Here is a 26,753-nt window from a genome sequence, read left to right as displayed (position 1 = left end):
AAAACCACAGAATAGCCAGAGGATAGGAATATGAAAAAACTACTTTTTACTCTTGTCATATTTTTTATAGCATCACATACCTACGCCAGTTACATTTTCATACCTATGGATGAACAGCAGGCCAATCATCTAAAGGCCTATGGCATTGCTTATTGGGTACTTGAAAATGAAATAGAAGTAGACTGGATGTTGAACTACAAGGGTGGTAGCTTCATGTTTAAATACTATCAAAAGTTTGAAAATGAGCTAATTATACGTGGAGTGAGCTATCAGGTAATCTCAGATGCAGAATCTAATAGCATCACCGAAAAAATTGCCAGTCCATCTTCCAATACAGACATTATGAAGTTGGAGAAGTTTCCGAAGATAGCGGTATACAGCCCTAAAAGTAAGCAACCGTGGGATGATGCAGTAACACTTGTGCTCACCTATGCTGAAATCCCCTATGATGTGGTCTTTGATGACGAAGTGTTGCTAGATAAACTTCCTACTTATGACTGGCTCCACTTACACCATGAAGATTTTACAGGCCAGTACGGTAAATTTTATCGATCATTTAAAAACATGCCGTGGTACATTGAGCAGCAGCGTGAGTTTGAAGAATCAGCCAGAAAGCATGGCTTTAGCAAGGTTTCTCATTTAAAGCTGGCGGTGGCCAAGAAGATTAAGAATTTTGTCAGTGGCGGTGGCTTTCTTTTTGCCATGTGCTCTGCTACAGACAGTTATGATATAGCATTGGCAGCTGATGGACTGGACATAGTGGAAAGAATGTTTGATGGTGACCCTGCAGACCCTTCGGCACAATCTAAGCTTAACTACAGTAATACCTTCGCTTTTGAGAACTTCGTGATATCTAAAAATCCATATGAATACGAATTCTCTAATATTGACAACCAGCCTGCAGAGAGAGGTCTACGTGAAGAAAATGATTATTTCAGCTTATTCGAGTTCTCAGCCAAATGGGATCCTGTCCCTACTATGCTCACCCAGGATCATACACGAGTGATCAAAGGATTTTATGGGCAGACTACTGGCTATAAAAAGAACTTGATCAAGAGTGATGTGATCATTATGGCGGAGAGTAAAGCCATCAATGAGGTGAAATACATGCACGGTGTGTTCGGCAAAGGTTTCTGGACCTTCTATGGAGGTCATGATCCGGAAGATTATCAACACTTAGTAAATGAGGAACCTACAGATCTAAATATTCATCCAAACTCACCAGGATACAGGTTAATTCTGAATAACATTCTTTTCCCTGCGGCAAAGAAGAAGAAGCAAAAAACCTGATGAGGTCAATGCATTCTGTCGCCCCGTACTTCTAAAGTTTTAAGGATTTCAGCTTCAGCGGCTAGAATTTCTTTCCATCTTTCCATTACATACTCTTCAGGCATATAGCTTTTAGCTAATTGCAGGAAGTTCTTGTAATGACTAGCCTCAGAAACCATGAGTTCATAATAGAACTTCTGGAGTTCTTCATCAGCTATATTTTTCCATAATAACCTGAACCTCTCACAGCTTCTGGCCTCTATTAACGCGTTGATCAATAGTTGCTCTACCAGCTGCTGCTCTCTTCTCCCACCCTTCTTTTCTATGGAATTTAACTTGGCTACATACTCATCTTTTCTCTGAGGCCCGAGCTTATAGCCACGCTTTTTCATTTCCTCAAGCACACGTTCAAAATGGCTCCACTCCTCAGCCACTACCGGCGTGAGCATATCTACCAGCTCTTCTTTCTCAGGAAACCTCACAATCATAGATATGCAGGATGTGGCCGCCTTCTGCTCGCAATAAGCATGATCGATGAGGATATCTTCAATATTCTTCTCAGCAATATTCACCCACCTGGGATCAGTGGGTAGCTCTAAGCCTAAGACATGCTTGCCAGATTCATCAATCATAAAAAGCCCATTTAAAACCAAAATCCAGAATACTGGTTTGCCCCAGGTAATAAGGAGTAGCGAAATAGCCTCTGCTTCTGGCCAGCTCTACCAGGTTATTATATTTTATAAACAACCTTCCTCTATTGATTTTGGCATTAACGAATACATCCACTACGGGAAAAGCTGGCACCTCAAATTCGCTTTGAGTGTAATATTGCATGATTACCGGATCATAACCATTTGCATAATAACTAGAATGCCAGTGAGCGTCAAAGCCTATCTGCCATTCCAGGTTACCATCAATAAGAATATCATGATAAGAGATTTGAGCATTTGCAAACATTTGGGGCACTTGCACAGCATCCGATGAACCTCCACTAACATTGCTATACATTCCTAACACGTTGAAGTTAAATACCCTCCAGAAATCCAGACTCAGTTTTAAGCTCCCCTTTAATATACTGATATCACCCGAAGCCTGCGTTGGCAGCACGGTCTGAGTTCCCTCTTCAGCGTCAGGATCTTTTCTGAAATAGACGTGATTGGTTAGTAGATTATATTCTGCTTTTGGCTCTACTCTTAAGTCTCCTAATTTTAAGTTTAAACCTGCCGACAAACGTGATGAAATCGGCGAATCAAAATCTCTTATCCAGACGTCATGACTACCTCTATAAGCCTGCTGAATATACCCTGGCAAGTATTTGACACTATATCCTTCGGCAAAAAACCACTTATTTCTGATCTCTGCTCCTAATTTATATTCGCCTCCTAGTTTATATTCTCCAAAGGCGGTGATATAACTTACAGAGTCATTGCCAAATCTAAGGTTAAACCCGGCATAGTTCTCCAGGTAGTTAGCTTCTACACCCACTTCATCAGGGTTGAGGTATTTGTATCTAAAAAACACATCTCTGGCTTTATAATAAAGAATATAAAAGCCTTTCCCAATATCTCCTTTCACACCTAACTCATGCTGCCTATAGATTAATTTTGATCTGTCTTTTATCTCAGCAGAGTCTAGCACATAAAAATCAAATGGATTTAGATCAGGGTCTTCATTAGTGTTATTATCCAAGAAATCATTTTGCTGCTTATACCTATCAAATTCATAATAGAGCTGCAGAAAATCGTTGATCTGATATTGGTTATATAAATGATAGTTGGTGCGTAGTTCATCAGTTTCTGCTGCGGCTAGTACAGTCTGCCTGGCATCTTCGTTAAAGAATATCTCACCGTCAGGTCCTTGTCCTTCAGAGAAAATGCCCCCGTATTCATCTACATTATGTCTGTTCCTAACAAAGTTGGCTAGCAATTGATACTTACCATTTCTGGTTTTATAATGACCAAAACCTGAATAATAAATTCCTTCTACGTTTCTATCTCCCCTCCTTGTTCTAAGTATCTGCTTATCAATATATAATCCCCTGAAATCAAAACCTATCCCTGACCTTTCATCTATATTTCTGGCATAAGTAGCCTCGGTGATAGCCCTTCCCTGGCCTCCCCAGATAACTCCAAGGTTAGAGAATGGTGATTTTGTATCGTAGTATTTTATTTTCTCAGGACCTCTGTAGTAAAGATCGTAAACTGTAAAACCTGATGTTGCTCCTATTTGAGTCGGCAGTACTGGATATATAGGACTCACAGCCGTACCAATATTACCCAGGTTCTGATAAAAGTTATTTTCCTTTACGGTGAATTGAAATTTATGAAGATCAATAACCGATGTATCTACTGGCCAAAACCTTGGATTGTTAAATTTAATATTCTCCTCAAAGGTGTAGAGAGTGGTGGTAGGTCCATAAATCTGCTTGGTGGAGTCATCCAGAATATTAGAACCTATACGGTCCTTATTCTCTTCATCTGGTATTTCTATCTGGCCATAGCCATGAATAGATACCCCCAATAGAAATAATAAAATTAGTTTTGTTCTTAAACGCACGCCCAAAAATAAGTAATATGTACTAATTAGAGTAAGGGATTATAGAATTCAAAATGGTTTCATCAAATGCCTTGCCACCTTTTGCAAAGGTAGTCTCTATGGGCAAATAAAATAATGGAATATCAATTCCTTTTTCCTGCATCAGCGGCTTCAGTTTCACTATATCCTTCTCAGTAGTGATTATACCTTTATTATCTGACTGCATTTCATCGAACTTATTAATAATCTCATTCAAACTGCGTTGCCCGTACTTATGGTGATCTGTGTATTCCAGCTCTGCCTGAATATTATAGTTTTGCTGAAGAAATTCCTTCAAAGGAGCCTTATTGGCTATTCCGGTCACCAAAAGAATATCTTTCTTTTCAAAGGCTTCATCACTGCCATTCCATTTCATAGGTTTTCCATACCCAATACATGAAAACGCAATTAAGGCCTGATCATTATATTTTTTGATCTCTCTTTCGTAGCCATCTATATTAATGTCTTCAGGACATTTAGTCACAACTATGATATCAGCCCTGGAAGCACCATGTCTATTTTCCCTCAAACGGCCACTTGGCAATACATAATCCTTAAAAAAAGGTTTATTGTACTCAGTAAGCATTACACTTAATGATGGTTTTACTGGTCTGTGTTGAAAAGCGTCATCTAATAATATAACTTCAGTATCAGGAAATTCGGCTAGAATAAAAGGTATGGCAATGGCTCTCTCCTCGCCTACCGCCACATGAATATCCTTAAATTTTGAAAATATTTGGAAAGGCTCATCACCCACTGTAGCCGGACTGTCAGCATCATTCGCTATGCGAAACCCCTTGGTTTTACGACCGTAACCACGACTCAGAGTTACCATCTGTCTCTTATCCAGCAGCCTGATTAAATACTCTATCATAGGTGTTTTCCCTGTACCACCCACCGAAAGGTTTCCAACTGAAATCACATTAGCTTCAAAAGAAAATGAAGTTTTACGTCCCGAGTTATACATATAATTACGAAAACGCGTAATCATATCATACAATAAGGAGAACGGGTAAAGTATAATTGCTAAAAAATTCATGCACTAATGATGTAAAACTATTATTCCATAACTTTGATCCGAGACTTAAAACGACCAAAATCAACGCAAATTTGGGCATTTATGACTAAAATAAAAGACATCATTCAATATTTAGAAGCAGTGGCCCCGGCGGCTTATCAGGAAAGCTATGATAACTCACGGCTAATTACCGGAAACTCTTCTGAGGCAGTCACTAATGTGCTAATCACACTGGACACGACTGAAGAGGTGGTAGAAGAGGCCATTCAAAAAAACTGTAATCTAATAATTTCCCATCACCCGATAGTTTTTAAGGGGCTCAAATCTCTTACTGGGAAGAATTACATTGAGCGAACAGTTATTAAGGCCATAAAGAATGATATTGCCATTTATGCCATACACACTAACCTGGACAATGTTTCTCAAGGTGTGAACAAGAAAATTTGTGATAAACTAGGCCTTGTTAATACGAAAGTGCTGGTTCCAAAATCGGAGATACTGACCAAACTAGTTACATATATTCCTTCTCAAAATACTGATGCTGTGCTTGATGCGCTACATGAAGCCGGCGCCGGCAATATTGGCAATTACTCTAACTGCAGTTTTAAAGTAGAGGGAACGGGCAGCTTCAAACCTAATGACGCTGCTAATCCTCATATCGGTGAAGTTAACCAGCAAGAATATCTGCAGGAAGACCGGGTAGAATTGATATTCCCGTCTTACCTGGAAGGAAAAATAACCAATACTCTAAAAAATGCCCACCCTTATGAAGAAGTGGCTTATTATCTTACTCAGTTAAAGAATGCTCATCAGGATGTAGGCTCAGGAATGGTAGGCGAATTATCAAAAGAAATGACCCCAAAGGAATTTCTTCAATATTTGAAAGAAAAGATGAACCTCAGCTGCATCAGACATACTAAACTAGTGAAGGATAAGGTGAAGACAATTGCGGTGTGCGGCGGTTCTGGAAGCTTTTTATTACCAAATGCCATTGGTGCTGGTGCTGACTTTTATGTGACGGCAGATTTTAAATATCATGAGTTTTTTGATGCTGAAAACCACCTCACTATCGCTGACATAGGTCATTATGAAAGTGAAGTATACACAAAAGATTTGATAAATGAGATATTAAGTAAAAAATTTACTAAATTTGCACTCAATTTATCGGAAACTGTAACAAATCCACTTAGCTACTTATAGATTACATGGAAAACACTAGTGTTGCACAAAAACTCGAGGCTCTCGTAAAATTACAATCCATTGATTCAAAGCTTGATGAAATAAAAAAATTAAGGGGCGACTTGCCTGACGAAGTTCAGGATCTTGAAGATGAGATAGAAGGATACAAAACCAGACAAGGAAGATTCAATAGCGAACTTGAAGCTCTGGAGCAATCCATAAAAGACAATAAAAACGGAATTAAGGACGCTGAAAAACTTATTGCTAAGTACACTGAGCAGCAAAACAACGTTCGTAATAACCGCGAGTACGATGCTATTACTAAAGAAGTAGAGCTACAACAGCTTGAAATTCAAATCCTTGAGAAAAAAACCAAGGAAGCGCACATAGCTATCGACAGAAAGAAAGAAGAAATTGAGGGAATCAATGAAGTGATTTCTGAAAGAAGTGCTGACCTGGACAATAAGCAACAAGAGCTTAAAGAGATTCTAGAAGACAGCAAAGACGAAGAAGAAAAATTACTACAAGATAGAGAGAAAGCGGGTAAAAAAATCGAGCCGAAACTCTATAAATATTACGAAAAACTAAGAGCAAACTTGTCTAACGGGCTTGCAGTAGTATCTGTAAAAAGAGGTGCTGCTGAAGGATGTAACATCGTTATTCCTCCTCAGAAAATTGCTGAGATCCGTGAGAAGAAGAAGATCGTGATCGATGAGCACTCTGGTAGAATCCTTGCTGACGTAGATATGGAATCTATGGTAGAGGAAAAACCAAAGAGAACTACGAGAAGGAAGAAAGAAGCATAAGTTTGGCTTTATTGAATTACACTATTTCAATGAAAAAGGTAAGTATCACTACTTACCTTTTTTTATGTCTTTTCACCTCATTTACCTTCGCTCAAACCTCGCTAACACTCAATAAATCTGAGATTGAGGCTTACCATCATATCTTATCTTTAAGGTTTGAAGCTACAACCTCTCTCCTAGACACAAAGCGCGCTGCCTCCTCCTATCTTCAAAACATGCAGGAAAGCATGATTTTGCTTTTCACTGAAGACCAAAGCCTTTTTACCTCATACACTGAAGCCTTCGAAGATCGATACGAGACTATTGAAGACATAAAAGAGGAATCTCCCTATAAACTATTCTATCTGGCAGAACTAAAGCTCCAAAGTGCCTTTGTAAATCTTAAACTAGGCAATGAATGGGATGCAGCCTGGCAGTTTAGAAAGGCATATAAACTGATAGAGGAAAATACCGAAACCTATCCTGATTTTCTTCCTAATTATAAATCGCTTGGCATGCTGCATATTATCTTAGGATCTGTTCCTGCCAAATATCAATGGATCTTGCACTTATTGGGCATGGAAGGGACCGTGGAAGACGGAATTGATGAAATTAACAAATTAGCTAAATCAGACAACATCTTTCAAGCAGAAGCTGAGGCTATCAGATGCCTTTTAAAATCATACTTGCTTAATGAGACCCAGGAGGCAATTCAGGAATTTGAGCAGGTTTACAATAAAGTCAATGATAATATGCTCTTCGGATACCTCTACATGTCATTACTTATGAAGAATTCTGATGGTGAAAAGGCATTAATTGTCTACAACAGGCTTTCCAATCTGAATGACGGATACTTCGATCTTAACCTACTCAGTTACACTGCAGGTGAAATTTATCTACAAAAAGGAGATTATATCAAGGCCGAAGCCAAATTCAAGCTCTTCATCAAGAAAAACAAAGGTCGTAACCTTTTGAAAGATGCGTGGTACAAACTTTTTCTCACCTACTGGCTAAATGGCCAGACTGAAAAAGCTCAAGAGGCCTTTTCTTCAGCCCAAAATAATGGAACTACTGATGCCGAAGCAGACAAACATGCAGCTAAAAATCTGGCGAAGAATGACTATCCTAATGTTCAAATTATGAAGTTAAGGCTAGCGACTGATGGCGGCTTTTACGAACGCGCTGAAAGTATTCTAAATTCTGATATTGAAATCACCTCTGATAAAGACAAATGCGAATTAGACTACAGAAAAGCCCGGTTTTATCACAAAACCAATAAGCTCTCTAAAGCCAAAACGTATTACAAAAACACTATTGACTTAGCTAAGAATGAACACTGGTATTTCGCTCCCAACTCATGCCTTCAGCTCGGGTATATTTACCTCGAAGAAGGCTTAGATCAAATGGCCAAATCATATTTCGAAAAGGTATTGAAATACAAAGATTATGAATACGAAACCAGCTTAACCAACAAAGCTAATGCTGCCCTGGCTGAACTTAATTGACATCCTTAAGAGCCTCTAAATGCTCCACGTTATTATGACTCTCTACTGTGAACATACTTCCGGTATAAGAAAGCTTGTATAAGCAAAGATTAGAATGCTCAAATTCATCCATACAATGTAAAGGATAGTTAAGCATCTGACAAAGAAATACTCTCATTGCTCTTCCATGCATACATATTAAGATAGTTTCCTCATCTTCCTGAGCAAGTATATGATCCAAGGCCACTTTTTGTCTATCGTATACATCCTGCGGACTTTCCCCTCCCTCTATTCTCAAAGTAGTGTTACCACTTTGCCACTCATCGATCACACTGTAATAGTAAGCATCCTCTTCAGGCGTAATTTTCATATTCTCTCTGGTACCCCAGTTAATTTCATTCAAGCCTGATAGCTGCTCATGATCATAACCCAGGTCTAAAAATTTCTGCACAGATTCTACACTTCTTTTTAAGGCCGAAGTGTAAACTTTATCGAATACAACATCTTTATAAGCATTAAAAAAATGGTCTGCCTGATTTCTTCCGGTATCATTCAGAGAAGCGTCTATGCCGCTACCCTGCACTACACCCTTAAGATTGTAATCAGTTTGTCCGTGTCTTACTAAATATATTTTTTTGCTTTTCAATTTGTCTGTATTTTTGGGCGCAAAATTAACCTTTTTTATCAATTACTATGCTGAATACTGAGATAACCGTAAAACAGCTCAATGATATGAGCGCAAATACCATGATGGATCTTCTCGATATTGAGTTCATAGAAATAGGAAAAGATTTTATAAAAGCTAAAATGCCAGTAGACCATAGGCACCATCAGCCCTTCGGTTTATTGCATGGAGGCGCCAGCGTAGTACTAGCAGAAACATTAGGCAGTGTAGCGGCACAATGCTCTATAGATGCCTCTAAGTACTATTGTGTGGGTTTAGACATTAACGCTAATCATATAAGAGGTGTGCGAAGTGGTACTGTTTACGGCATCACCACACCTATTCATGTGGGAAGATCTACTCAAGTTTGGCAGATAAAAATTACGAATGAACAGGATGAACTGGTATGCGTTAGTAGAATAACGATGGCAGTTTTGGAGAAGAAAAGCTAATAATTTGATAATATTAGATCATATAAAAAAGCAGTCTGCAGCCCAAGTAATTAACGCTGCTATAGACTATTGCCAGAAGGAAGGACATTCCATTGCTATCTGGAGCCGACCAGAAAGCAGTGATATAGAAATGATGGTTGATTTCTCTTCAGACATTCAACCCGTCACCAATCCTCTGGAGCAAAATATTGAAGGCTTCCTGCTCAGCCCGTTTCAAAAAGAGCAAAGTGCTTATTTCATTAAGGCTGATCTGCACATTAAATGGGAGGATTTTAGCATAAGAAAAAACTCTGGTTTAGAAGTAAGCAATAAAACCGATGAGTTTTTAAAGCATCTCAGCAACTATGAGGAGAATACTTCGGAATCAACAACTCAAAAGATCAAGGTTGTTTCCTCTGATAGTGAAAAACAGAAATTCATTAACCTCGTAAGCGCATCCGTAAAAGAAATACAAGCGGGCAGTTTTCAAAAAGTAGTTCCTTCCAGAACTAAAGAAATTGAGTTGCCAGAAGCATTTAACTTAGGTGAAAACTTCTTAAAGTTAGCAGCGGCTTATTGCTCTGCATTTACCAGTCTGGTTTTCACATCCAAAACCGGAATATGGATGGGAGCCACACCAGAATTACTCATTAGTGAGAAAGACAATACCTTTAAGACTGTGGCGCTGGCCGGTACTCAAAAATATAACCCTGAAATTCCGTTGGCACATGTAGCCTGGAAGCAAAAGGAGATAGAAGAACAAGCACTAGTAGGTAGATACATCATCAATTGCTTTAAGAAGATAAGATTAAGAGACTATACCGAAATAGGCCCAAAAACTGTAATAGCAGGAAACTTACTGCATTTAAAGACTGAATATCAAGTTGATATGGACGCCACCGGTTTCCCAGGGTTGGGAGATACCATGCTTAAGCTGCTTCACCCTACCTCAGCCATATGTGGAATGCCATTAGAGCCCGCGGAGAAATTCCTAAGCGATAATGAGCATTACAATCGGTCTTATTACTCGGGGTATTTAGGTCCAGTGAATGCGGAAAATGGCACTTCTCTATTCGTTAACCTCAGGTGTATGCATATAGATGCGAAAAAAGCTACCTTATACGCCGGGGCAGGAGTTACGGAAGATAGCATCCCTGAACTGGAATGGGAGGAAACGGAAATAAAAATGAACACCATCCTAAACATTATAAGCTAGGTGAACCTCACTCCCATTTACAATATTGCCGAGATATGTAGCCAGTTAGGCATCACCCAGGCCATACTTTCACCAGGCTCCAGGTGCGCACCTCTCACAGTGGCATTTGCAAGACACCCGGAGATCACTACAAGAACCATCAGCGATGAGCGTTCGGCGGCATTCATAGCTTTAGGACTAGCCCAGAAAACCAAGCAGCCTACAGTGCTAGTATGCACCTCAGGATCAGCTGCTTATAATTATGCTCCAGCAGTGGCAGAAGCATACTTTCAGCAGATTCCTCTACTCATTATCACTGCTGACAGACCACCTGAGTGGATAGACCAACTGGATGGACAAACCATCAGGCAGCAAAACATTTATGGCAACCACATTAAAAAGGGTTATCAGTTTCCTATTGAGCTGGAACATAAAGATGCTCAGTGGCATGCTTACCGCATAGTTTCAGAGGCCATTAACCTAAGTAAAAGCTTTCCTCATGGACCTGTTCATTTGAATATACCATTTAGAGAGCCTTTTTACCCAACTGCTGATGAAGAAGCAGTATATGAAAAAGACATCAAAGTAATTCACAATATAGCCTCCACTCCTACTTTAGGCGATCAGGTTATAAATGACATTACTAACTCGTGGCATCAATTCAACCACATATTAATAGTAGGTGGGCAAGGAGATAAAAACATAGCCATAAACACATCCTTAACTCAAATTATCAAAGAGAAGAAAATACCTGTGGTGGGCGACATCATCTCTAATCTGCATGATGTTGAGGACATTATTAAAAGATCAGACATTTTTCTTGGACAGGACAAAAATGGCTTACACGAAAGCCTTCAGCCTGATCTCTTGATCACTTTCGGCAAATCCACCATTTCTAAAAACCTTAAGCTGCTACTTCGTAATTATAAACCAACAGGGCACTGGCATATACAGCCTGAAGGCGAAGTGGCAGACACCTATCAATCATTAACCAAGATTATTAGATGCTCCGCAGAAGAGTTCTTTAAGCACATAGCCGACATTCAGGCGGAAGCTGATTTCCACAATCAAAAGCAGGAGAACTTCTTTTATTTATGGCAAATAGAAGAAAGAAAGACCAAACGTTTGCTCGAAACCTTCTTCCCTACAGAGACATGGGGAGAGTTCGAATGCATTAAAGAAACTATAGAACGCCTGCCGGAAAATAGTGATTTACATTTGGCCAATAGTATGGCCGTGCGCTATGCAAATTTTGTAAGCGTATCTACACCAGAAGTGGAAGTATTTGCCAACAGAGGTACAAGCGGAATAGACGGCAGCAACAGTACTGCTGTAGGACACTGCCTGGCTTCTGATAAGCTTCAAGTGCTCATTACAGGTGATCTGGCCTTCTTTTATGACAGAAATGCTTTCTGGAATAACTATGACATTTCGAAACTAAGAATACTGCTACTTAACAACCATTCTGGTGGCATTTTCAGAATAATCAATGGCCCTAGTCGCCTACCAGAGTTGGAGGAGTACTTTGAAACCAAGCAGCCTTTAACCGCGAAGCTCCTATGCCAGGAGTTTGGTTTTGAGTATCTTCACTGTGATAAGAAAACTAAATTTAATAATTATCTGAAAGCCTTTTTCGAGGATGATGGCTTAGCCAAAATTCTTGAGATAGAATCAGATAGCGCTACAAATACTGAAATATTAAAACAATTTAAACAGACCTATAAGGACTTAAAATAATAGATTATGGCAGAACAAAGAAAATGGGAGACCATAAAAGAGTACAACGACATCAGATTTGAACTATTTGATGGAGTGGCTAAAATAACCATCAACAGACCGGAAGTATATAACGCCTTCCGTCCTGAGACCAATATGGAAATGATCGAAGCTATGGACATAGTGAGAGAAAGACAAGATATTGGTGTGGTCTTATTAACAGGAGAAGGTGAAAAAGCTTTCTGTTCTGGCGGAGACCAAAATGTAAAAGGAATAGGTGGTTATGTTGGAAATGACGGTGTTCCAAGGCTTAACGTACTTGACCTACATAAAAGAATCAGAGAGCTGCCTAAGCCAGTAATTGCTTTGGTAAACGGTTATGCTATTGGAGGCGGACACGTACTTCACGTGGTTTGTGACCTTACAATAGCATCAGAAAATGCAATATTTGGTCAAACAGGACCGAAAGTAGGTAGCTTCGATGCCGGATTTGGATCTTCTTACCTGGCCAGACACGTAGGCCAAAAGAAAGCCAGAGAAATTTGGTTCTTGTGTAAGCAGTATTCTGCAAAAGAAGCAGAAGACATGGGCATGGTAAATAAAGTAGTGCCTTTAGAAAGTCTTGAAGATGAAGGAGTAGAATGGGCGCAAATTATTATGCAGCGTAGCCCTATGGCCATCCGTATGATCAAGCGTGGACTGAATGCCGAGCTAGATGGTCAGAGAGGTTTAATGGAGTTTGCTGGTGATGCCACATTAATGTTCTATTTAATGGAAGAAGCACAAGAAGGTAAAAAGGCATTCTTAGAGAAAAGAGATCCTGACTTTAAGCAATTCCCTAAGTTTCCTTGATATTACAGCCTAGAAACTAAACACATCTAAGCTTTAGTTTAATAAAATTACGAGGCCGCCTGAAAATTACACGGGCGGCCTTTTTATTTAAGAAATTAATACGTCAAATACCGCTATATCACTAAACCCTGGGTTACCTTTGCGCCTTATTTTATGCATATAAGGTAAATAAGTTTATACTGATCACTTTAACTCTTTCTAAATGAAGAGCACTCTACCCATTCTTTTTTTATGTCTATTTGGAATTTTTATTACATCGTGCGGTGATGATGACTGTACAGAGGTTACCTGGTATCAGGATACTGATGGCGATGGCTTTGGAAACCCTGACGAGGTTATTCGCTCTTGCGATCAACCGGAAGGATATGTAGCCAACAGTGGCGATTGTGATGATAGCAACAAAGACGCTAATTCAGACACACTACCTACCTGGTATAAAGATGCTGACGCTGATGGTTTTGGCGATCCTAATTCACCATTAGAAGCCTGTACTCAGCCGGAAGGTTATGTTACTAATAACACTGACTGTGATGACACCAATAAAGATGCTAACCCAGATTCATTCCCTACCTGGTATGAAGATGCCGATGGCGATGGTTTTGGAAACCCAGATGTAACCACTGAAGCCTGTACTCAACCTGATGGCTATGTAGCTGACAACACAGATTGTGATGACTCCAACAAAGATGCTAACCCAGACATGTTCCCAACCTGGTACAGAGATGCGGATGGAGATAATTATGGTGATTCCAACGATTTCATGGAAGCATGTACGCAGCCTGAAGGATATGTAGCGGATGACACTGATTGTGATGACTCAAACGCCGACATTAATCCAGGAGCAGAAGAAGATGACAATGACGGAATAGATAGTAACTGCGATGGAACAGTGGAAATTACCAACATCTGGTTAGGGCCAATGACCCCAATTAGCAAGCCTGCCAATGCAGACTGGACAAATCCTCAATACCAGGATAGAATTACTGATAAAGTGGTGATTACCAGACAGAATAACAGACCTTTCTATAACTATCAGTGGTGGCAGGATCAATTTGGTCAAGACCCGAGCTCTAATGATATACAGCATGATTTTTATAACGGCACACCAACCCTAAATTTCACACCAACTGGTGGTACCAAAGGCATAAAATGGGCCATATTGAATAACTCAGGAGATCACCCTGAATGGGATAGCAACTTCACATTATATGGTACCTTAGGTGAGCCTGATCATTTCTACAGCTTAAACAATGTAGTCACCATGATCACTAACTTAAATAATGGCCAAAATGTGACTGAGGTAGTGAACAACTTTACTATTAAAGTAGCCAATAATGGCGAGTTAAGTACACCAAACTTTAAAGACATTGTAGGCATTCGTTTAGGAGCCTGGCTAGTAGAAGACAATATTTATGTGATATTCACATTCACCTCTTGGGGAGAAGGTAAAGGACCTAACCCAAATCCAGGTGCTTTTTCCTATGAAAGGTCTACCCAACAATAGCATTTCATTAGTGCTGCCTCAAAATTCATCATTAAAAGTAATTTGAGGCAGCATTTATACTCCCTCCCCCTAAAAAACAATACTACCTTTCACAAAAAAGGCCTCTCTGGTTAATTCTTAATGCCTATATTCAGGGCATGAAAAGAATTTTATCCTTAGTTATTATTATTTCGGCAGTATTTGGCTGCCAAACTTCCAAAAAAGCGTCGCAAGCATCGGAAGGCACTAAGAAAGAGAAAAGTGCCTATGAAAAAATCATTACTAAAGGCACAGAAAGTGATGCCGGGCTTTTCACCGTACATAGAAAAGACGATAAAGTATATTATGAAATCCCAGACAGCCTGCTGGAAAAGGACATGCTTTTAATAAGCAGAATTAGCAAAATTGGAGCTAATTTCAACAGTGGCTATGTCAATGCCGGCACCAAAACTGGTGAGCAACTGATCAGATGGGAGAAATTCCATAAAAAGATTTTACTAAAATCAATTTCCTACAATGCTGTAGCGAATGATACTTTGCCGATCTATCAATCTGTAGCGTCTAACAACTACTCGCCTACCCTTTATAGTTTTGATATAGAAGCTACTAACCCTGACAGCACCGGAGTTTTAATCGAAGTTACAGACTTCTTTACTAAGGATGTATCAAGCATCAGTGCCCTATCTAGCAGCACTCGCAGAGAGTATAAAGTAAAAAGACTGGATGGCAGCAGAAGCTTTATCAGGTCAGCGAAAAGCTATCCTAAAAATATTGAGGTAAAACATGAGATGACGTATGAGGCTGACGAGCCACCGTCTAACTCAAACTCTGGAGCCATTAGCCTTGTAATGAGCCAGTCAATGGTACTATTACCTGAGCAGCCCATGCAGCCAAGAATTTATGACCCCAGAGTAGGTTGGTTTACTGTAGGTCAGATTGACTATGGTTCAGAGGCCTTGAAGTCTGATGACAAAACCTTCATAAGAAGATGGAGACTAGAACCTAAAGATCCGGAAGCTTATGCCAGAGGAGAATTGGTGGAGCCAGTAAAACCTATTGTGTATTATCTGGACCCTGCAACACCAGAAAAATGGAGAAAGTACTTTATTGCTGGAATAGAGAGCTGGCAGGAATGCTTTGAAACAGCTGGTTTCAAAAACGCCATTATAGCTAAAGAAGCCCCTACAGCCGAAGAGGATCCTGACTTCAGCCCTGAAGATGTGAGATATTCCATAGTAAGATATGTAGCCAGCACCACCAGAAATGCCATTGGCCCAAGCACATCAGACCCCAGATCTGGTGAAATCATAGAGAGTGACATCATCTGGTTCCATAACCATTTAAGATCCTACAGAAACAGATACTTACTGGAAACTGGCGCAGCTAATCCAAAGGCAAGATCGTTGGACACTCCTGATGAAGAAATAGGAGAAATGATGAAAATGGTAATTGCCCACGAAATAGGCCATGCCCTGGGCTTACCTCATAACATGAAAGCCAGCAGTGCCTATCCTGTAGATTCATTGAGATCTGGCACTTTTACTCAGAAATATGGTATTGCCACCACTTTGATGGACTACGCCAGATATAATTACGTAGCTCAACCGGGTGATGAGAACATTAGATTCATCAGACAGATTGGCCCCTACGATCACTATGCTATCAATTGGGGTTATCGTTATATCCCAGAAGCAAATAGTGCAGATGCAGAAAAGCCAACACTTAGCAAATGGATAAAGGAAAAAGAAGGTGATGCAAGATACCTGTTTGGAAGCGGCAGTGGTGGCTTTGACCCTACTTCCCAAACTGAGGGTATAGGAGATGACCCGGTTAAGGCTAGCGAATACGGACTAAGCAACCTAAAGATTGTAAGCAAAAACCTCATTGATTGGACCACTAAAGACGGTGAGGACTATACTGATTTAAAAGAGCTTTACGGAGAACTTGTTGGTGTATGGAGCCGATATATAGGACATGTAGTACGCAATGTTGGCGGTGTTACTGAAACCTTAAAAACTTCAGAATCAACAGGCCCTATCTACCAGCCAGTAAGCAAGAAAGATCAGCAACGCGCTATGACATTTCTTTTAGACAAAGCTTTCACTACTCCTGATTGGCTGGTAAGCGAAGATCTTTTAAGGAGAATAGAGCACGCAGGAGCCCTAATCAGAGTTAAGTCATTGCAATCCAGACATTTAAACAGCCTATTAAGCTTTGAAGTACTACAAAGATTGTCTGAGGCTGAAGCCTTCATGGGCAGCAAAACTTATACTTCTCTTAATATTATGGATGAGCTACAAAACGGCTTATTCTCAGAACTAGCAAGAAACAGCAAGATCGATCCATATAGAAGAGATCTTCAAAAGTCTTATGTAGAGAGGCTTGAGTATTTGATGACAGGTAGCCAATCTCCTATTCCTGCCAGATATAGATCTTATGTAGTAAGAACAGAAGTAGATGCAGATGAATCAGATATTCGTTCTTTAGCAAGAGGAAAATTAGTAGATTTAAAGAACAAAATTAGAAGAAGCCGAATAAGTGATCGCATGTCTTCATACCACCTAAAAGACCTTGAAGCACGCATTGATCTTATTCTTAACCCTAAAGGATAATGTTTGAACTCAGGGAAATACATAGAGCCATTGGCGAATTAGCCTACGTGATAGCCAAGGCCAGTAAAGGACTAAGCCTTGAAGAGAAAAAGGCTTTTATGGAGATAGTTGAAGCTGAACTTAGTATGGATGCATGGGCAGCTGAGAGTAGGTTTGAAATATTGGATGAAAAGCTTCACCCCAGCATTGATCATGCTTACAATGAGGCTATTCATGAATTCAAACTTTACAAAAGTCACCTAACCCCTGAGTTAAAAAAGAAAACCCTCACCGTAGCAAGAAAGGTAGCTGAAGTATGCGGAAAAACGGAAATGGAGGAATTTATCCTTGACAGATTAGAAAGAGATTTAAATACACTTTGACAAATTCACAGATATTTATCAATGGAAAAGAATTGGTCCCGGGGCAGCTCGGGACCTTTACTATTTCTAACCCATTTGAAGAAAGTACAGTACGGTTCATAGATGAGTGGCTCTCCGACGCCCAAAGCTTTAGTATGCAAACTTCAGGTTCTACCGGAAAGCCCAAAATCATATCGGTTTTAAGAAGCCAGATGGAAGCCAGTGCAAAAATGACTATGAAGGCACTGGGCATCGCTCACGGCACCGCACTAGTATGTTTAGACACCGCCTATATCGCAGGAAAAATGATGCTGGTAAGGGCTTTGATGCATGATATGACTATCTGGGCAGTAAACCCTGGTTCCAATCCGCTAAGTGACATAAGCATACAACCTGATTTCGCAGCTCTGGTACCATTGCAAGTAGAGACTATTCTTCAAAATGCTGCTACAAAAGACCTTTTAAATAAAATGAAGTCTATCATTGTGGGAGGAGCACCAGTAAGCAAATCGTTAGAGCGCAAAATTAGCGCCTTAACCGTTCCAACCTTCTCTACATATGGTATGACGGAAACAGTCTCTCATATCGCCTTAAAAAAGCTTAACGGCAGTGATTCCAGTAATCTCTACAACGCTTTTGATGAGGTGCAGCTCGGATTAGATGAAAGAGGCTGCCTGACCATTAATTCTGTAGTAACCAATCATGAAACCATCATTACTAATGACAGCGTTGATCTGAAAACTAGTCACAGCTTCGAATGGCTTGGCAGAATAGACAATGTGATTAATAGCGGGGGAATAAAAGTACAGAGTGAAAAGGTAGAACGAGTATTTGAGAAAATATTCGAAAATTTAGAGATCAACAATCGCTTCTTCATTTCAGGGTTAGATGATGATACACTAGGAAAGAAAGTGGTCATGATCATAGAATCATCTTCCGTTTTAGATGCCGAAAACACCTTTTTATCCCAAGCCAAAACACAGCTAACCAAATATGAACTACCTAAAGAGGTGTATTATGTCAAAGAATTCATGGAGACCAAGACTGGCAAGGTGAATAGAAGAGAGACTTTAGAGTTGCTTTAATTTCCAACAATCATTCCTTAGATTCGCCATTCAATCCACTAAATATGAAAAAACTATTTCCAATATTCATCATCTCAATACTGTTTGCAGGCTGTAATGGTCAATACGATAAGGTTCCCCTAGAGCAGTTTGCAGGCAAATGGTCATTGAAAGGACGATCCATGTTTGAAGGTATGGAAATAACCATAACAGAAAGTGAGGGTGCATTAACCGGAACCATAACCAAACTCAATGACAACAAATACATTCAAATGTTTGCTGAAGAAGGCGATGTTTGGGTGTCTGAAATCAGCAGATCTTCTAACTATAAGTTTAAGTTCACAGAAAAGAAAATCGCCAGAGAACTGTTTGGACTTTATGGACTAAGCTCATCAACAGAGCTTTCTGCCATTTTTATTGATAAAGACACAATAGGCCTTTCCAAGGATGGTAAAGACCCTCTAAAGTCTAGCATTCAATACATCAGAATTAAATAAACAAAAAAAGGCTGCTCTACTCAAAGAACAGCCTTCGTTTTTTGTAACGGTAAACGATTAGTCTATCACTTCTACGTTTACTGCATTCATACCTTTACGGCCTCTTTCAACTTCGAATCTTACTTTATCATTTTCACGGATCTCATCGATAAGTCCACTTTCGTGTACAAAGATATCGTCACCTGAATCTGATGGCTTAATAAAACCAAAACCTTTGGTGTTATTAAAGAATTTTACTGTTCCTTCTTGCATAATATTAATTGTTAGTAATTATTCATTGTTTATTATCGGCTTCATCCACAAAAGTGTAAGCCTTTCCTACTTTTCCACCACGTCCTGTTCTTCCTATTCTATGAACGTAGCTATCAAAGTTTAATGGCAGCTGATAGTTAATCACGTGCGTTACGTCCGTAACATCGATTCCTCTGGCCGCTACATCAGTAGCCACCAAAATCTTCACCTGCCCATTTTTGAATCTGTTTAAGGCATTCTGTCTATAATTTTGAGACTTATTACCATGTATCTGGTCAGATTTCACACCAGATTGATTAAGCTTTTTGGCTATTTTATCTGCCATCCTTTTAGTCTCGGCAAATACTATTACCTTCTGAAAATCCTCTCCAGAAACCAAGTCAAGTAGCATCTGAAATTTATCCTCTCCTTCGGCTACTCTAATGATATCCTGATCAATATTTTCGTTCGTAGTTTTTCCGCTACTCACCTTCACCTCTACAGGATTATTGAGCAATGTATCAATCAGAGCCTTCTGAGTATCATCCACAGTGGCAGAGAAAAGCATGGTATGATTTCTTCTGCTCATCAGCTTCACCATTCTCTTGATGTCATTCACAAAGCCCATGTCAAGCATGCGATCAAATTCATCTAGCACTAGCGTGTTGATGTCATCCATTCTAAGAGCATCTCTACCCACTAAATCCATCAATCTACCCGGGGTACCAATGATGATATGATTTCTTTTGCGCAAACGCATCATATCTCTACCCAAATTAGTTCCACCGATAAAACAAGCAGCATATAACCCTAGTCTATGACTAAGTGATTTAAACTCCTCCTCTACCTGCAAAGCAAGCTCTCTGGTAGGCACCACAATAAGGGCCTTAGAAGACTTACGATTGCTTAACATCTGATTGATTATGGGTATCAAAAAAGCACCTGTTTTTCCGGTACCTGTATTGGCCACACCAATAAGATCAGTCCCTTCAAGTAATGCCTCTAATGTTTCGTCTTGTATTTTGGTTGGAAACCTAAAGCCTTTATCGAAAATATTTGCCTTAAGGTTCACATCTAAAGGCATATCATCAAAAGTTCGGGTAGGCACATACTCCTCTTCCTCTACTTTTACGGCCTTTTTTATAAGTAAGTTAGGGTCCAAAGTAGAAACGGCCTTTTTTCTGGGCTGTCTTCTGCCCGAACCACCTCTATTGGACTTGTTAAAAGAAGGGTTACTACCACTTCTTTTCTTTTTTGTTTTTATGTTATTCATATAATGTTTTTGTCAATAGTCAACCTTAGGATTGGAATTCAAGGTTGACATGTTACCTTAAGGGAGTATTTTGAGTAGCTTTAATAGGAATCATTTCTACCTTCCCCAGGCGTCTGAGCATTCTTACGTGCTCCCAGACAGCTTCAACAAAGGTCTTTTGGGTATTATAGGGTATCCCATACTCTTTAGCTGTTTCTGCCACTATTTTAGATATATTTTTATAATGTACGTGGCTGATATTAGGCAGCAAATGATGCTCTATCTGATAGTTTAACCCACCTATCAACCATGAAAAAAATCTGCTCTTTGGAGAAAAATTGCTGGTGGTAGCCATTTGATGAACAAACCAGTCACTTCCTATTATACCATTTTCATCAGGCAACGGAAAATCAACCCCAGGCATTACATGTGCTGTCTGGAAAACAGTAGTAATTAATACTCCAGTAATAAAATGCATGATCAAAAAACCTAAAATGATCAACCACGGTGCCAATGGCAGCATAATCATAGGTATTACCAACACATAAGAATAATAAAGTATTTTCCAGGCTATGACCTTCAGCACCATGGTTCTATATTCTTTTTTAGAACCAAAAAATCCCATTTTCCTGTATCTTGACATTCTTAAAAAGTCTTTCACCGTTACCCAAGATAAGGTGGATAAGCCATAAAAAAACCAAATGTATAAATGCTGAAATCTATGAATTTTATATCTTTTAGCGTGCGGAGAAAACCTTAGAAAAAAAGGTGCATTGATATCATCATCCGCATCTTCAATGTTTGTGTAAGTGTGGTGCAGCACGTTATGCTGAATTTTCCATATATCAGCGTTAGCACCAATAAGGTTCATGGTATAGCCCATGTATTTGTTCACCTTTCTATTTTTAGAATATGAACCATGTAAGGCATCATGCATTATGCCCATCCCAATGCCAGACATACCCAAAGCAGCCAGACTGTACATAGCCAATAATACTAAAGGTGAGCTTATAACTCCCAAATTGATAATCAATAAAGGAATAAAAAACAGACTAAGCATGAAAATGCTTTTCAAAACCATTCGGTGATTACCGTACTGACTTACTCCATTACTTTTGAAATAATCTTGAACCCTGGAACGTAAAGTTTGTGCGAAGCCTGGGCCGGAGGTATTAGAGAATTTGGGCTTTTTGATAATTGTGATATTGATTATTTAGCTTTTGCAAGCTGGTTATTATGAGGTGGGGTGCTACAAGAACTATCTTTTCGAAAGTACTTAATGACATCTGCCACTAAAATTTAGCATGAGAACATGCCCTTTGTTAATTAAGTTCTGGTATTAGATAATATTGTTATTCTTTTTAAAATGGTAATAATAATAGAGGAGGTGCAATGATCATTATTAAAACCTGTGGGAATTGAACAATTGATTATTACTCTTCAACTATGCCACGAAGTTAGATCTAATTAAATTCTTATCCTAATTTGATGCACAAATGATGACTGCACCTCCCCTAACCTTCTGAAGGTTAATCTTCCGGTGGTGAGTCAACAATATTTCCATAATCGTCTACATAGGCAATCATTTCTGAAAGTTCGGCTCCTTTAAGGTTATTCTCTTGCCTCTCTTTCTTCTTTTCCATTTTTGCCTTTTTTTTTCATTTCTTTCTTTTTCTCTTTCTGCTTCTTGATAAAACTATTCTGTGATCTTCCCATAGATGAAGTTTAATTTTAATAAATGAACCATCGGATCTTCCGACGATCTGGAATGAATAAAATCCAATACTTGAAATGCCCGGAAATGCAATAGAATGGGCTAAGTATGTTGAATGGGTGATAAGACTTTCCAACCACTAAGCTAGCGGTTTAATTGTGGAAGAGCAATTTTATTAACATTAGATCAGCTAAATATTTACCATATCTGGCTAATTTGGAAAATAGGGCCACTTTCTGAAAGTAGCCCTAAAGATCATTTTAGTTACTTTTTACAATTTTATAACTCTTCTTACCAGACATTTTAATGATTTCTAGAATATGCTGACCAGGTTTTAGGTCTACTCCAATCTCAATTTGCCCTTTTACTCCGCCTACCTCATATCTACTTATAAATCGCCCACTAATGTCTCTCACCACCAGGTAAAGGGTTTGATCAGGCTCATTTAACTGCACCTTTAACTGATGATGAAATGGATTTGGGTACATCATTGAAACAGCCGCTTGATCCCCATTTTCCCCTTGCCTTCCTGAATTTGAAGGAGCAGCAGCCTCAAAGTGTGACCACCCAAACGAACCACTATACTGTATAGTCCAACCACCATCAACTGCCGGTGGCATGCTATTCGACCAGGTGTTGGTATAATCTACTCCATTGATAAGGAGCTCATCTAAAGCCCAACTATTGATGTAAGAAATAGGTCCGGTAGTAAACCAACAGTAATCCCCCGCACCGTCATGAGCAAAAGGAGTACTTATAGATATGGGAGAACTACACCCTGAGCCGCCTCCATTATCATTTTCACTGAAGTTTGCCGTGATTGACATATCACCATCGATAGTGAGCATAGTTGGATTAGAACTACCCGAAAGCGCCCCTGACCAGGCATCAAATGACCACCCATTAGCAGCTTGTGCCGAGACAGTAATAGACGTACCAGCTTCATATACACCACCTGAAGGACTTAAGCTTACAACACCTTGACCTACAGTATTTACGCTAACTGTATATGTCATGTCAGGATTTCCTCCACCTCCACCATCAACACCTTCTAGTAAAGCATCTAATGCTCCTTGATCCACAATGGCGGCAGAATTTCTATCAAATAGAGCGAACCCCATATCTCCACTATAGCCATTATCCCAGTAAATAGGCACTATTCCATTTCTTGATGAGGCATCCGTCATATACTCGAGATAATACTCTCTGGCTGCCAGATGGTCTGAGAGTGCTGTACCACTTAACGCAGTCCGTTTTGCCACCCCAAACTCTCCAATGATCACGGGCACATTATTTACTACCCACTCCTGCTCCACTCTATCAAAAAGATCTTCAGTATAATCTTCCTGTCCCCAGCTACAGACGTCTCCGCCTACCCAAGGCTGCCCCCACACTGTGCAGGCTGCATTGTTATCAGGATTCAAAGTAAAATCATATGGGTCATAGTGATGCACCTCTACCATCAGCCGGTTAGAGGTCGGGTCTTGCGGCAATGTAAAATAATCCAGACCAAACCAAATGTTAGTATTATAGGTCTGTACAATCAGGGTACGAGTACTGTTATTTCCCCCAGTAGCACGGACAGCGTTAACAAATGTCTGATTATAAGATTCTTGCACCTCGATATTCTCTGAAGTAGGTGTGCTGTAGTTTGCTCGCACTTCGTTAGTACCAGCAAAAAGCAAGTGCTCATCATAGCTTTTAAAGTAATCAGCTATTTGCGTCCAGTATGCCTCCTGCTTTTCATTGACAGCATCCTGATAACTGTAAAGGGGGTGCTCTTCTAACCAGCCACCATCCCAATGGCTGTTAATGATAACATACATATCATTACTGATACCATAATCCACTACCTCTTTTACCCTGGCTAGCCAGCTTGCATCGATCTGAAACGTAGATTGATCAGCATAGCTGTCCCAGGCACAGGGAAGCCGAAGTACGTTGAATCCAGCGGATTTCACCTGATTAATCAGTTGCTGTGTGGCCGGCGGATTACCCCAGCCCGTTTCCGACCCAGGCACCTCCAGGGAATTTCCGAGGTTCCAGCCGATAGTCATTTCACCAGCCACCTGGTTGGCGGTGGGCAGCTGAGCCATAGTAGCACAACAAAAAGATAAGATAAAAGCGACAGCGAGTGTCATACCTCTCCACGTTTGAGAGGCCCAATTAAGCGTTTTCATGATTTTTTGGGTTTAGTTAATTAAAAGTATTAAGCCTCAGTTTTAATCATGTAGGGTGAGCTTTATACAATTAATTGCAAAACCTATGCTTAGATACATAATCCATTATGCATAAAAAATCATATCCTAAACAGTATGGTACACAGGTATAGAATTGGGATCTTTGAACCCGTTAATGCAAAAAGCCTTTCCTAATTGAAGGAAAGGCTTTTCTATTTTTCTTTTGGATACTTACTCAAGAGCAAGCTTCTGAAATTTATTGGATTTTACTTCGTAACTCATCGTTAATTCTGTTTGCTGCTGTGGAGACAGTTCCAATTTCCAGGTTAATTCGCCAGTGATTTCATCTAACTTAGCATTTGAGACATTAACAGGCTCCACCTGTATATCATTATTTACTGATACAGGTATTTGATCCGTAAGTGTCAGATTTATTGTTTGTGATTTCTTATTTCTTACCGTGATTTTAAATTCCCGTGTATCAACCTTATTACTTCCAATAATTTTCCTCTTAGCAAAAGTCTTCACCTTTTCTCTAACTATGACTATACTTTTATCCCTACCTAAAGAAATGTCTAAAGTATCGCCTAATGATTTTGCATTGAGCACTGATCTACCCACATAGGTATCCTCCAAATACAGATTAGCTTCACCTTCGAGCAGATTATATTGATCCCAATCAATAATTCTGGCTACCAGAAAAGCATCCTTATCCAGTTTGGGAGCAGCATAATATTCGAATAATGTTTCTATATAAAAGGAGGTAAGGTCAACTGTAAGCTTATCACTATTTGACTTTATCGAGTAAGGTTCATCCACCTTAAACTCTACTGTGGTTTGATTTTCAACTACGGAGGTTCCAATATATTCAGACTTATTTATTTTAGCAGCTGAACCATATCCTCGAACTTTAAGTCCTGCAACCCTCCCCTCTAATCCTGTCCCATTAAATCCTGTCACTACCACCTCCGAAAGATCGGCATCATCTTCCGAGAGACTAATATTTAGCTTTGAAGAGTTAACAGGCACCTCTTTACTACTAAAACCTATGAATGAAACTATCAGTATAGAATTAGAACCAGGGAGAGCCAATGAATAATGTCCATTGATATCAGTTACTGTACCTATGGTGCTTCCTTTCACAATTACATTTACCCCTGGTAGTGGCTGACCTGACTCATCCATTACAAGTCCCTCAACTTCACGAATCACTTCATCTGAATCGTAAGCCCTGGCCCCATATAAAGCTGCATTAAAAGAAGTATAGCGCTGATAGTTTAAAAACCACGGGTTAAGGCGCGGTGCAGTTCCACTTTGGTTAGGGTCTCCATTAGAAAGCTTCAATTTTACATCCTTCCAATCCACACCAGTATTCTGATAAATATCAGCTTTATAGTTCAGCTCCAAAGGCTTTTCAACACTATTAACTCTAATGTCATATTTTGGGTACCAACCGGCATTTTTTACCATATAAGTCACTTTAAAATCACCCATAGTTTTAGAATCTGCCTCCGTCTTTATTATAATTTCTCCCGTTGGCATTACTTTCATAGCAGTTTCTGAGTCTATTTCTTTCTCTAAATTCTCCTTCTCACCTGTCAGTTGCCTGATTTTGAGTTTAATATCAAGTTCTTCCTTCTTGATGGCAGTAAGCTCTCTATCATAAAAATCCATGGCTTGCTTCAAGTCCGTAAGCGTAGCAGATGAGTGTCCTCCTCCCAGATCTTTATTCTCATTAAGCACACTTTGCTTTTCTGCCAACACCTCTAACCGAGCCAGTTGATTAGATATTTCCCGGTCGAGATCGCTTATTCTATTGGTTATATCCTCTACCTGCTCATCTTTTGATAGCTTTTGTTGATAATTAAAACTGTGATTGACCGATAGAATAGTGAAGGAACCGGTTGCTTTCACCTGAACGCTTTTTTCATCAATGTAAGGGGAAAGTGCCTTAATTTTAATAACCGATTTCCCTTGAGGAATTTCAAGTTTACCGGCTCGTGTTATCAGAGCATTTTGGAGAAAAACCGTAGCATCTGTTATGGTTGTTTTAAGTTCATGCTGAGGAAGCTCTTGGGATTCAACCTGGTGAGCAATAAAGAATAAAAGTATAGCTAAATATCTCATAAATAATCGTTTTATTATGAGATGCTAAAGAGCTGTTTATTCCATAATCAATGAAAGATTTTTTATGATAGGATTTGAATTATAA

22 protein-coding genes are annotated in these 26,753 nt (G+C 39.5%); 13 read left to right on the top strand and 9 right to left on the bottom strand.

The window, feature by feature from the left end; translation table 11 throughout:
- Positions 1-30 precede the first annotated feature (30 nt).
- Positions 31-1,290 carry an asparagine synthetase B gene (locus tag LVD16_RS11990; RefSeq protein ID WP_233774182.1) on the top strand — a complete coding sequence of 420 codons (1,260 nt, stop codon included), beginning with the start codon at positions 31-33 and terminating at the stop codon, positions 1,288-1,290.
- A 5-nt stretch (positions 1,291-1,295) separates the two neighbouring features.
- Here the strand turns inward: LVD16_RS11990 and LVD16_RS11985 are convergent, their stop codons facing one another.
- Genes LVD16_RS11985 through lpxK form a run of 3 tightly spaced genes read right to left on the bottom strand, consistent with a single transcriptional unit; the run spans position 1,296 to position 4,882 of the window.
- Positions 1,296-1,901 (bottom strand): MiaE family protein, encoded by a 606-nt coding sequence (locus LVD16_RS11985; RefSeq protein ID WP_233774181.1) that lies wholly within the window; start codon positions 1,899-1,901, stop codon positions 1,296-1,298.
- Positions 1,894-3,825, bottom strand: coding sequence for a putative porin (locus LVD16_RS11980; RefSeq protein WP_233774180.1), 1,932 nt, complete (start codon positions 3,823-3,825; stop codon positions 1,894-1,896). Before LVD16_RS11980 ends, LVD16_RS11985 begins: the two co-directional genes overlap by 8 nt.
- Before the next feature lie 22 nt (positions 3,826-3,847).
- Positions 3,848-4,882: a tetraacyldisaccharide 4'-kinase gene (gene lpxK / locus LVD16_RS11975; RefSeq protein ID WP_233774179.1), complete on the bottom strand. Its 1,035-nt coding sequence runs from the start codon at positions 4,880-4,882 to the stop codon at positions 3,848-3,850.
- Positions 4,883-4,963: 81 nt separating this feature from the next.
- Here lpxK and LVD16_RS11970 point away from each other — a divergent pair, with 81 nt between their 5' ends.
- The 3 genes from LVD16_RS11970 to LVD16_RS11960 are packed head-to-tail and all read left to right on the top strand — an operon-like array spanning position 4,964 to position 8,330.
- The gene (locus LVD16_RS11970; RefSeq protein WP_233774178.1) at positions 4,964-6,061 is read left to right on the top strand and encodes a Nif3-like dinuclear metal center hexameric protein; all 1,098 of its coding nucleotides are present in this window, start codon (positions 4,964-4,966) and stop codon (positions 6,059-6,061) included.
- Between the two features lie 5 nt (positions 6,062-6,066).
- A complete protein-coding gene (locus tag LVD16_RS11965; protein WP_233774177.1) occupies positions 6,067-6,846 on the top strand; it encodes a zinc ribbon domain-containing protein in 780 nt (259 codons plus the stop codon).
- Positions 6,847-6,875: 29 nt separating this feature from the next.
- A complete protein-coding gene (locus LVD16_RS11960; protein ID WP_233774176.1) occupies positions 6,876-8,330 on the top strand; it encodes a tetratricopeptide repeat protein in 1,455 nt (484 codons plus the stop codon).
- Here LVD16_RS11960 and LVD16_RS11955 read toward each other — a convergent pair.
- Entirely contained in the window at positions 8,323-8,955 is a 633-nt protein-coding gene (locus LVD16_RS11955) for a histidine phosphatase family protein (protein ID WP_233774175.1), read from the bottom strand. The genes LVD16_RS11960 and LVD16_RS11955 overlap by 8 nt on opposite strands.
- Positions 8,956-9,041: 86 nt before the next feature.
- On the opposite strand from LVD16_RS11955, the gene LVD16_RS11950 reads away from it, so the two are divergent.
- From LVD16_RS11950 to LVD16_RS11910, 9 genes are all read left to right on the top strand, one after another.
- Complete coding sequence (locus LVD16_RS11950) at positions 9,042-9,425, top strand: hotdog fold thioesterase (protein ID WP_370687641.1); 384 nt, start codon at positions 9,042-9,044, stop codon at positions 9,423-9,425.
- 4 nt (positions 9,426-9,429) lie between these two features.
- Positions 9,430-10,620 carry a chorismate-binding protein gene (locus tag LVD16_RS11945; protein WP_233774173.1) on the top strand — a complete coding sequence of 397 codons (1,191 nt, stop codon included), beginning with the start codon at positions 9,430-9,432 and terminating at the stop codon, positions 10,618-10,620.
- Entirely contained in the window at positions 10,621-12,336 is a 1,716-nt protein-coding gene (gene menD / locus LVD16_RS11940; RefSeq protein WP_233774172.1) for a 2-succinyl-5-enolpyruvyl-6-hydroxy-3-cyclohexene-1-carboxylic-acid synthase, read from the top strand.
- Positions 12,337-12,342: 6 nt separating this feature from the next.
- The gene (gene menB / locus LVD16_RS11935) at positions 12,343-13,167 is read left to right on the top strand and encodes a 1,4-dihydroxy-2-naphthoyl-CoA synthase (protein WP_233774171.1); all 825 of its coding nucleotides are present in this window, start codon (positions 12,343-12,345) and stop codon (positions 13,165-13,167) included.
- Between the two features lie 202 nt (positions 13,168-13,369).
- On the top strand, positions 13,370-14,671 hold the full coding sequence (locus LVD16_RS11930) for a putative metal-binding motif-containing protein (RefSeq protein ID WP_233774170.1): 1,302 nt from the start codon (positions 13,370-13,372) through the stop codon (positions 14,669-14,671).
- 137 nt (positions 14,672-14,808) lie between these two features.
- Complete coding sequence (locus tag LVD16_RS11925; RefSeq protein ID WP_233774169.1) at positions 14,809-17,262, top strand: zinc-dependent metalloprotease; 2,454 nt, start codon at positions 14,809-14,811, stop codon at positions 17,260-17,262.
- Positions 17,262-17,624 carry a hypothetical protein gene (locus tag LVD16_RS11920; protein ID WP_233774168.1) on the top strand — a complete coding sequence of 121 codons (363 nt, stop codon included), beginning with the start codon at positions 17,262-17,264 and terminating at the stop codon, positions 17,622-17,624. The genes LVD16_RS11925 and LVD16_RS11920 overlap by 1 nt, the downstream gene beginning before the upstream one ends.
- Positions 17,621-18,688 carry an AMP-binding protein gene (locus tag LVD16_RS11915; RefSeq protein WP_233774167.1) on the top strand — a complete coding sequence of 356 codons (1,068 nt, stop codon included), beginning with the start codon at positions 17,621-17,623 and terminating at the stop codon, positions 18,686-18,688. The genes LVD16_RS11920 and LVD16_RS11915 overlap by 4 nt, the downstream gene beginning before the upstream one ends.
- A gap of 44 nt (positions 18,689-18,732) precedes the next feature.
- Positions 18,733-19,164 carry a hypothetical protein gene (locus LVD16_RS11910; RefSeq protein ID WP_233774166.1) on the top strand — a complete coding sequence of 144 codons (432 nt, stop codon included), beginning with the start codon at positions 18,733-18,735 and terminating at the stop codon, positions 19,162-19,164.
- Between the two features lie 57 nt (positions 19,165-19,221).
- Here LVD16_RS11910 and LVD16_RS11905 read toward each other — a convergent pair whose 3' ends face one another.
- The 5 genes from LVD16_RS11905 to LVD16_RS11885 form a co-directional block, all read right to left on the bottom strand.
- Positions 19,222-19,416 (bottom strand): cold-shock protein, encoded by a 195-nt coding sequence (locus tag LVD16_RS11905; RefSeq protein ID WP_233774165.1) that lies wholly within the window; start codon positions 19,414-19,416, stop codon positions 19,222-19,224.
- 22 nt (positions 19,417-19,438) lie between these two features.
- Complete coding sequence (locus LVD16_RS11900; protein WP_233774164.1) at positions 19,439-20,668, bottom strand: DEAD/DEAH box helicase; 1,230 nt, start codon at positions 20,666-20,668, stop codon at positions 19,439-19,441.
- A 52-nt stretch (positions 20,669-20,720) separates the two neighbouring features.
- Positions 20,721-21,707 (bottom strand): fatty acid desaturase family protein, encoded by a 987-nt coding sequence (locus LVD16_RS11895; protein WP_233774163.1) that lies wholly within the window; start codon positions 21,705-21,707, stop codon positions 20,721-20,723.
- Between the two features lie 914 nt (positions 21,708-22,621).
- Complete coding sequence (locus LVD16_RS11890) at positions 22,622-24,541, bottom strand: cellulase family glycosylhydrolase (protein ID WP_233774162.1); 1,920 nt, start codon at positions 24,539-24,541, stop codon at positions 22,622-22,624.
- A 231-nt stretch (positions 24,542-24,772) separates the two neighbouring features.
- Positions 24,773-26,668, bottom strand: coding sequence for a DUF4139 domain-containing protein (locus tag LVD16_RS11885; protein WP_233774161.1), 1,896 nt, complete (start codon positions 26,666-26,668; stop codon positions 24,773-24,775).
- Positions 26,669-26,753: the final 85 nt, after the last annotated feature.

Origin of the sequence: Fulvivirga ligni, assembly GCF_021389935.1 — a bacterium.
Lineage (GTDB): Bacteria > Bacteroidota > Bacteroidia > Cytophagales > Cyclobacteriaceae > Fulvivirga > Fulvivirga ligni.
Note: the sequence above shows the minus strand (reverse complement) of the source record. Positions and strands in the feature narration are given on the sequence as shown.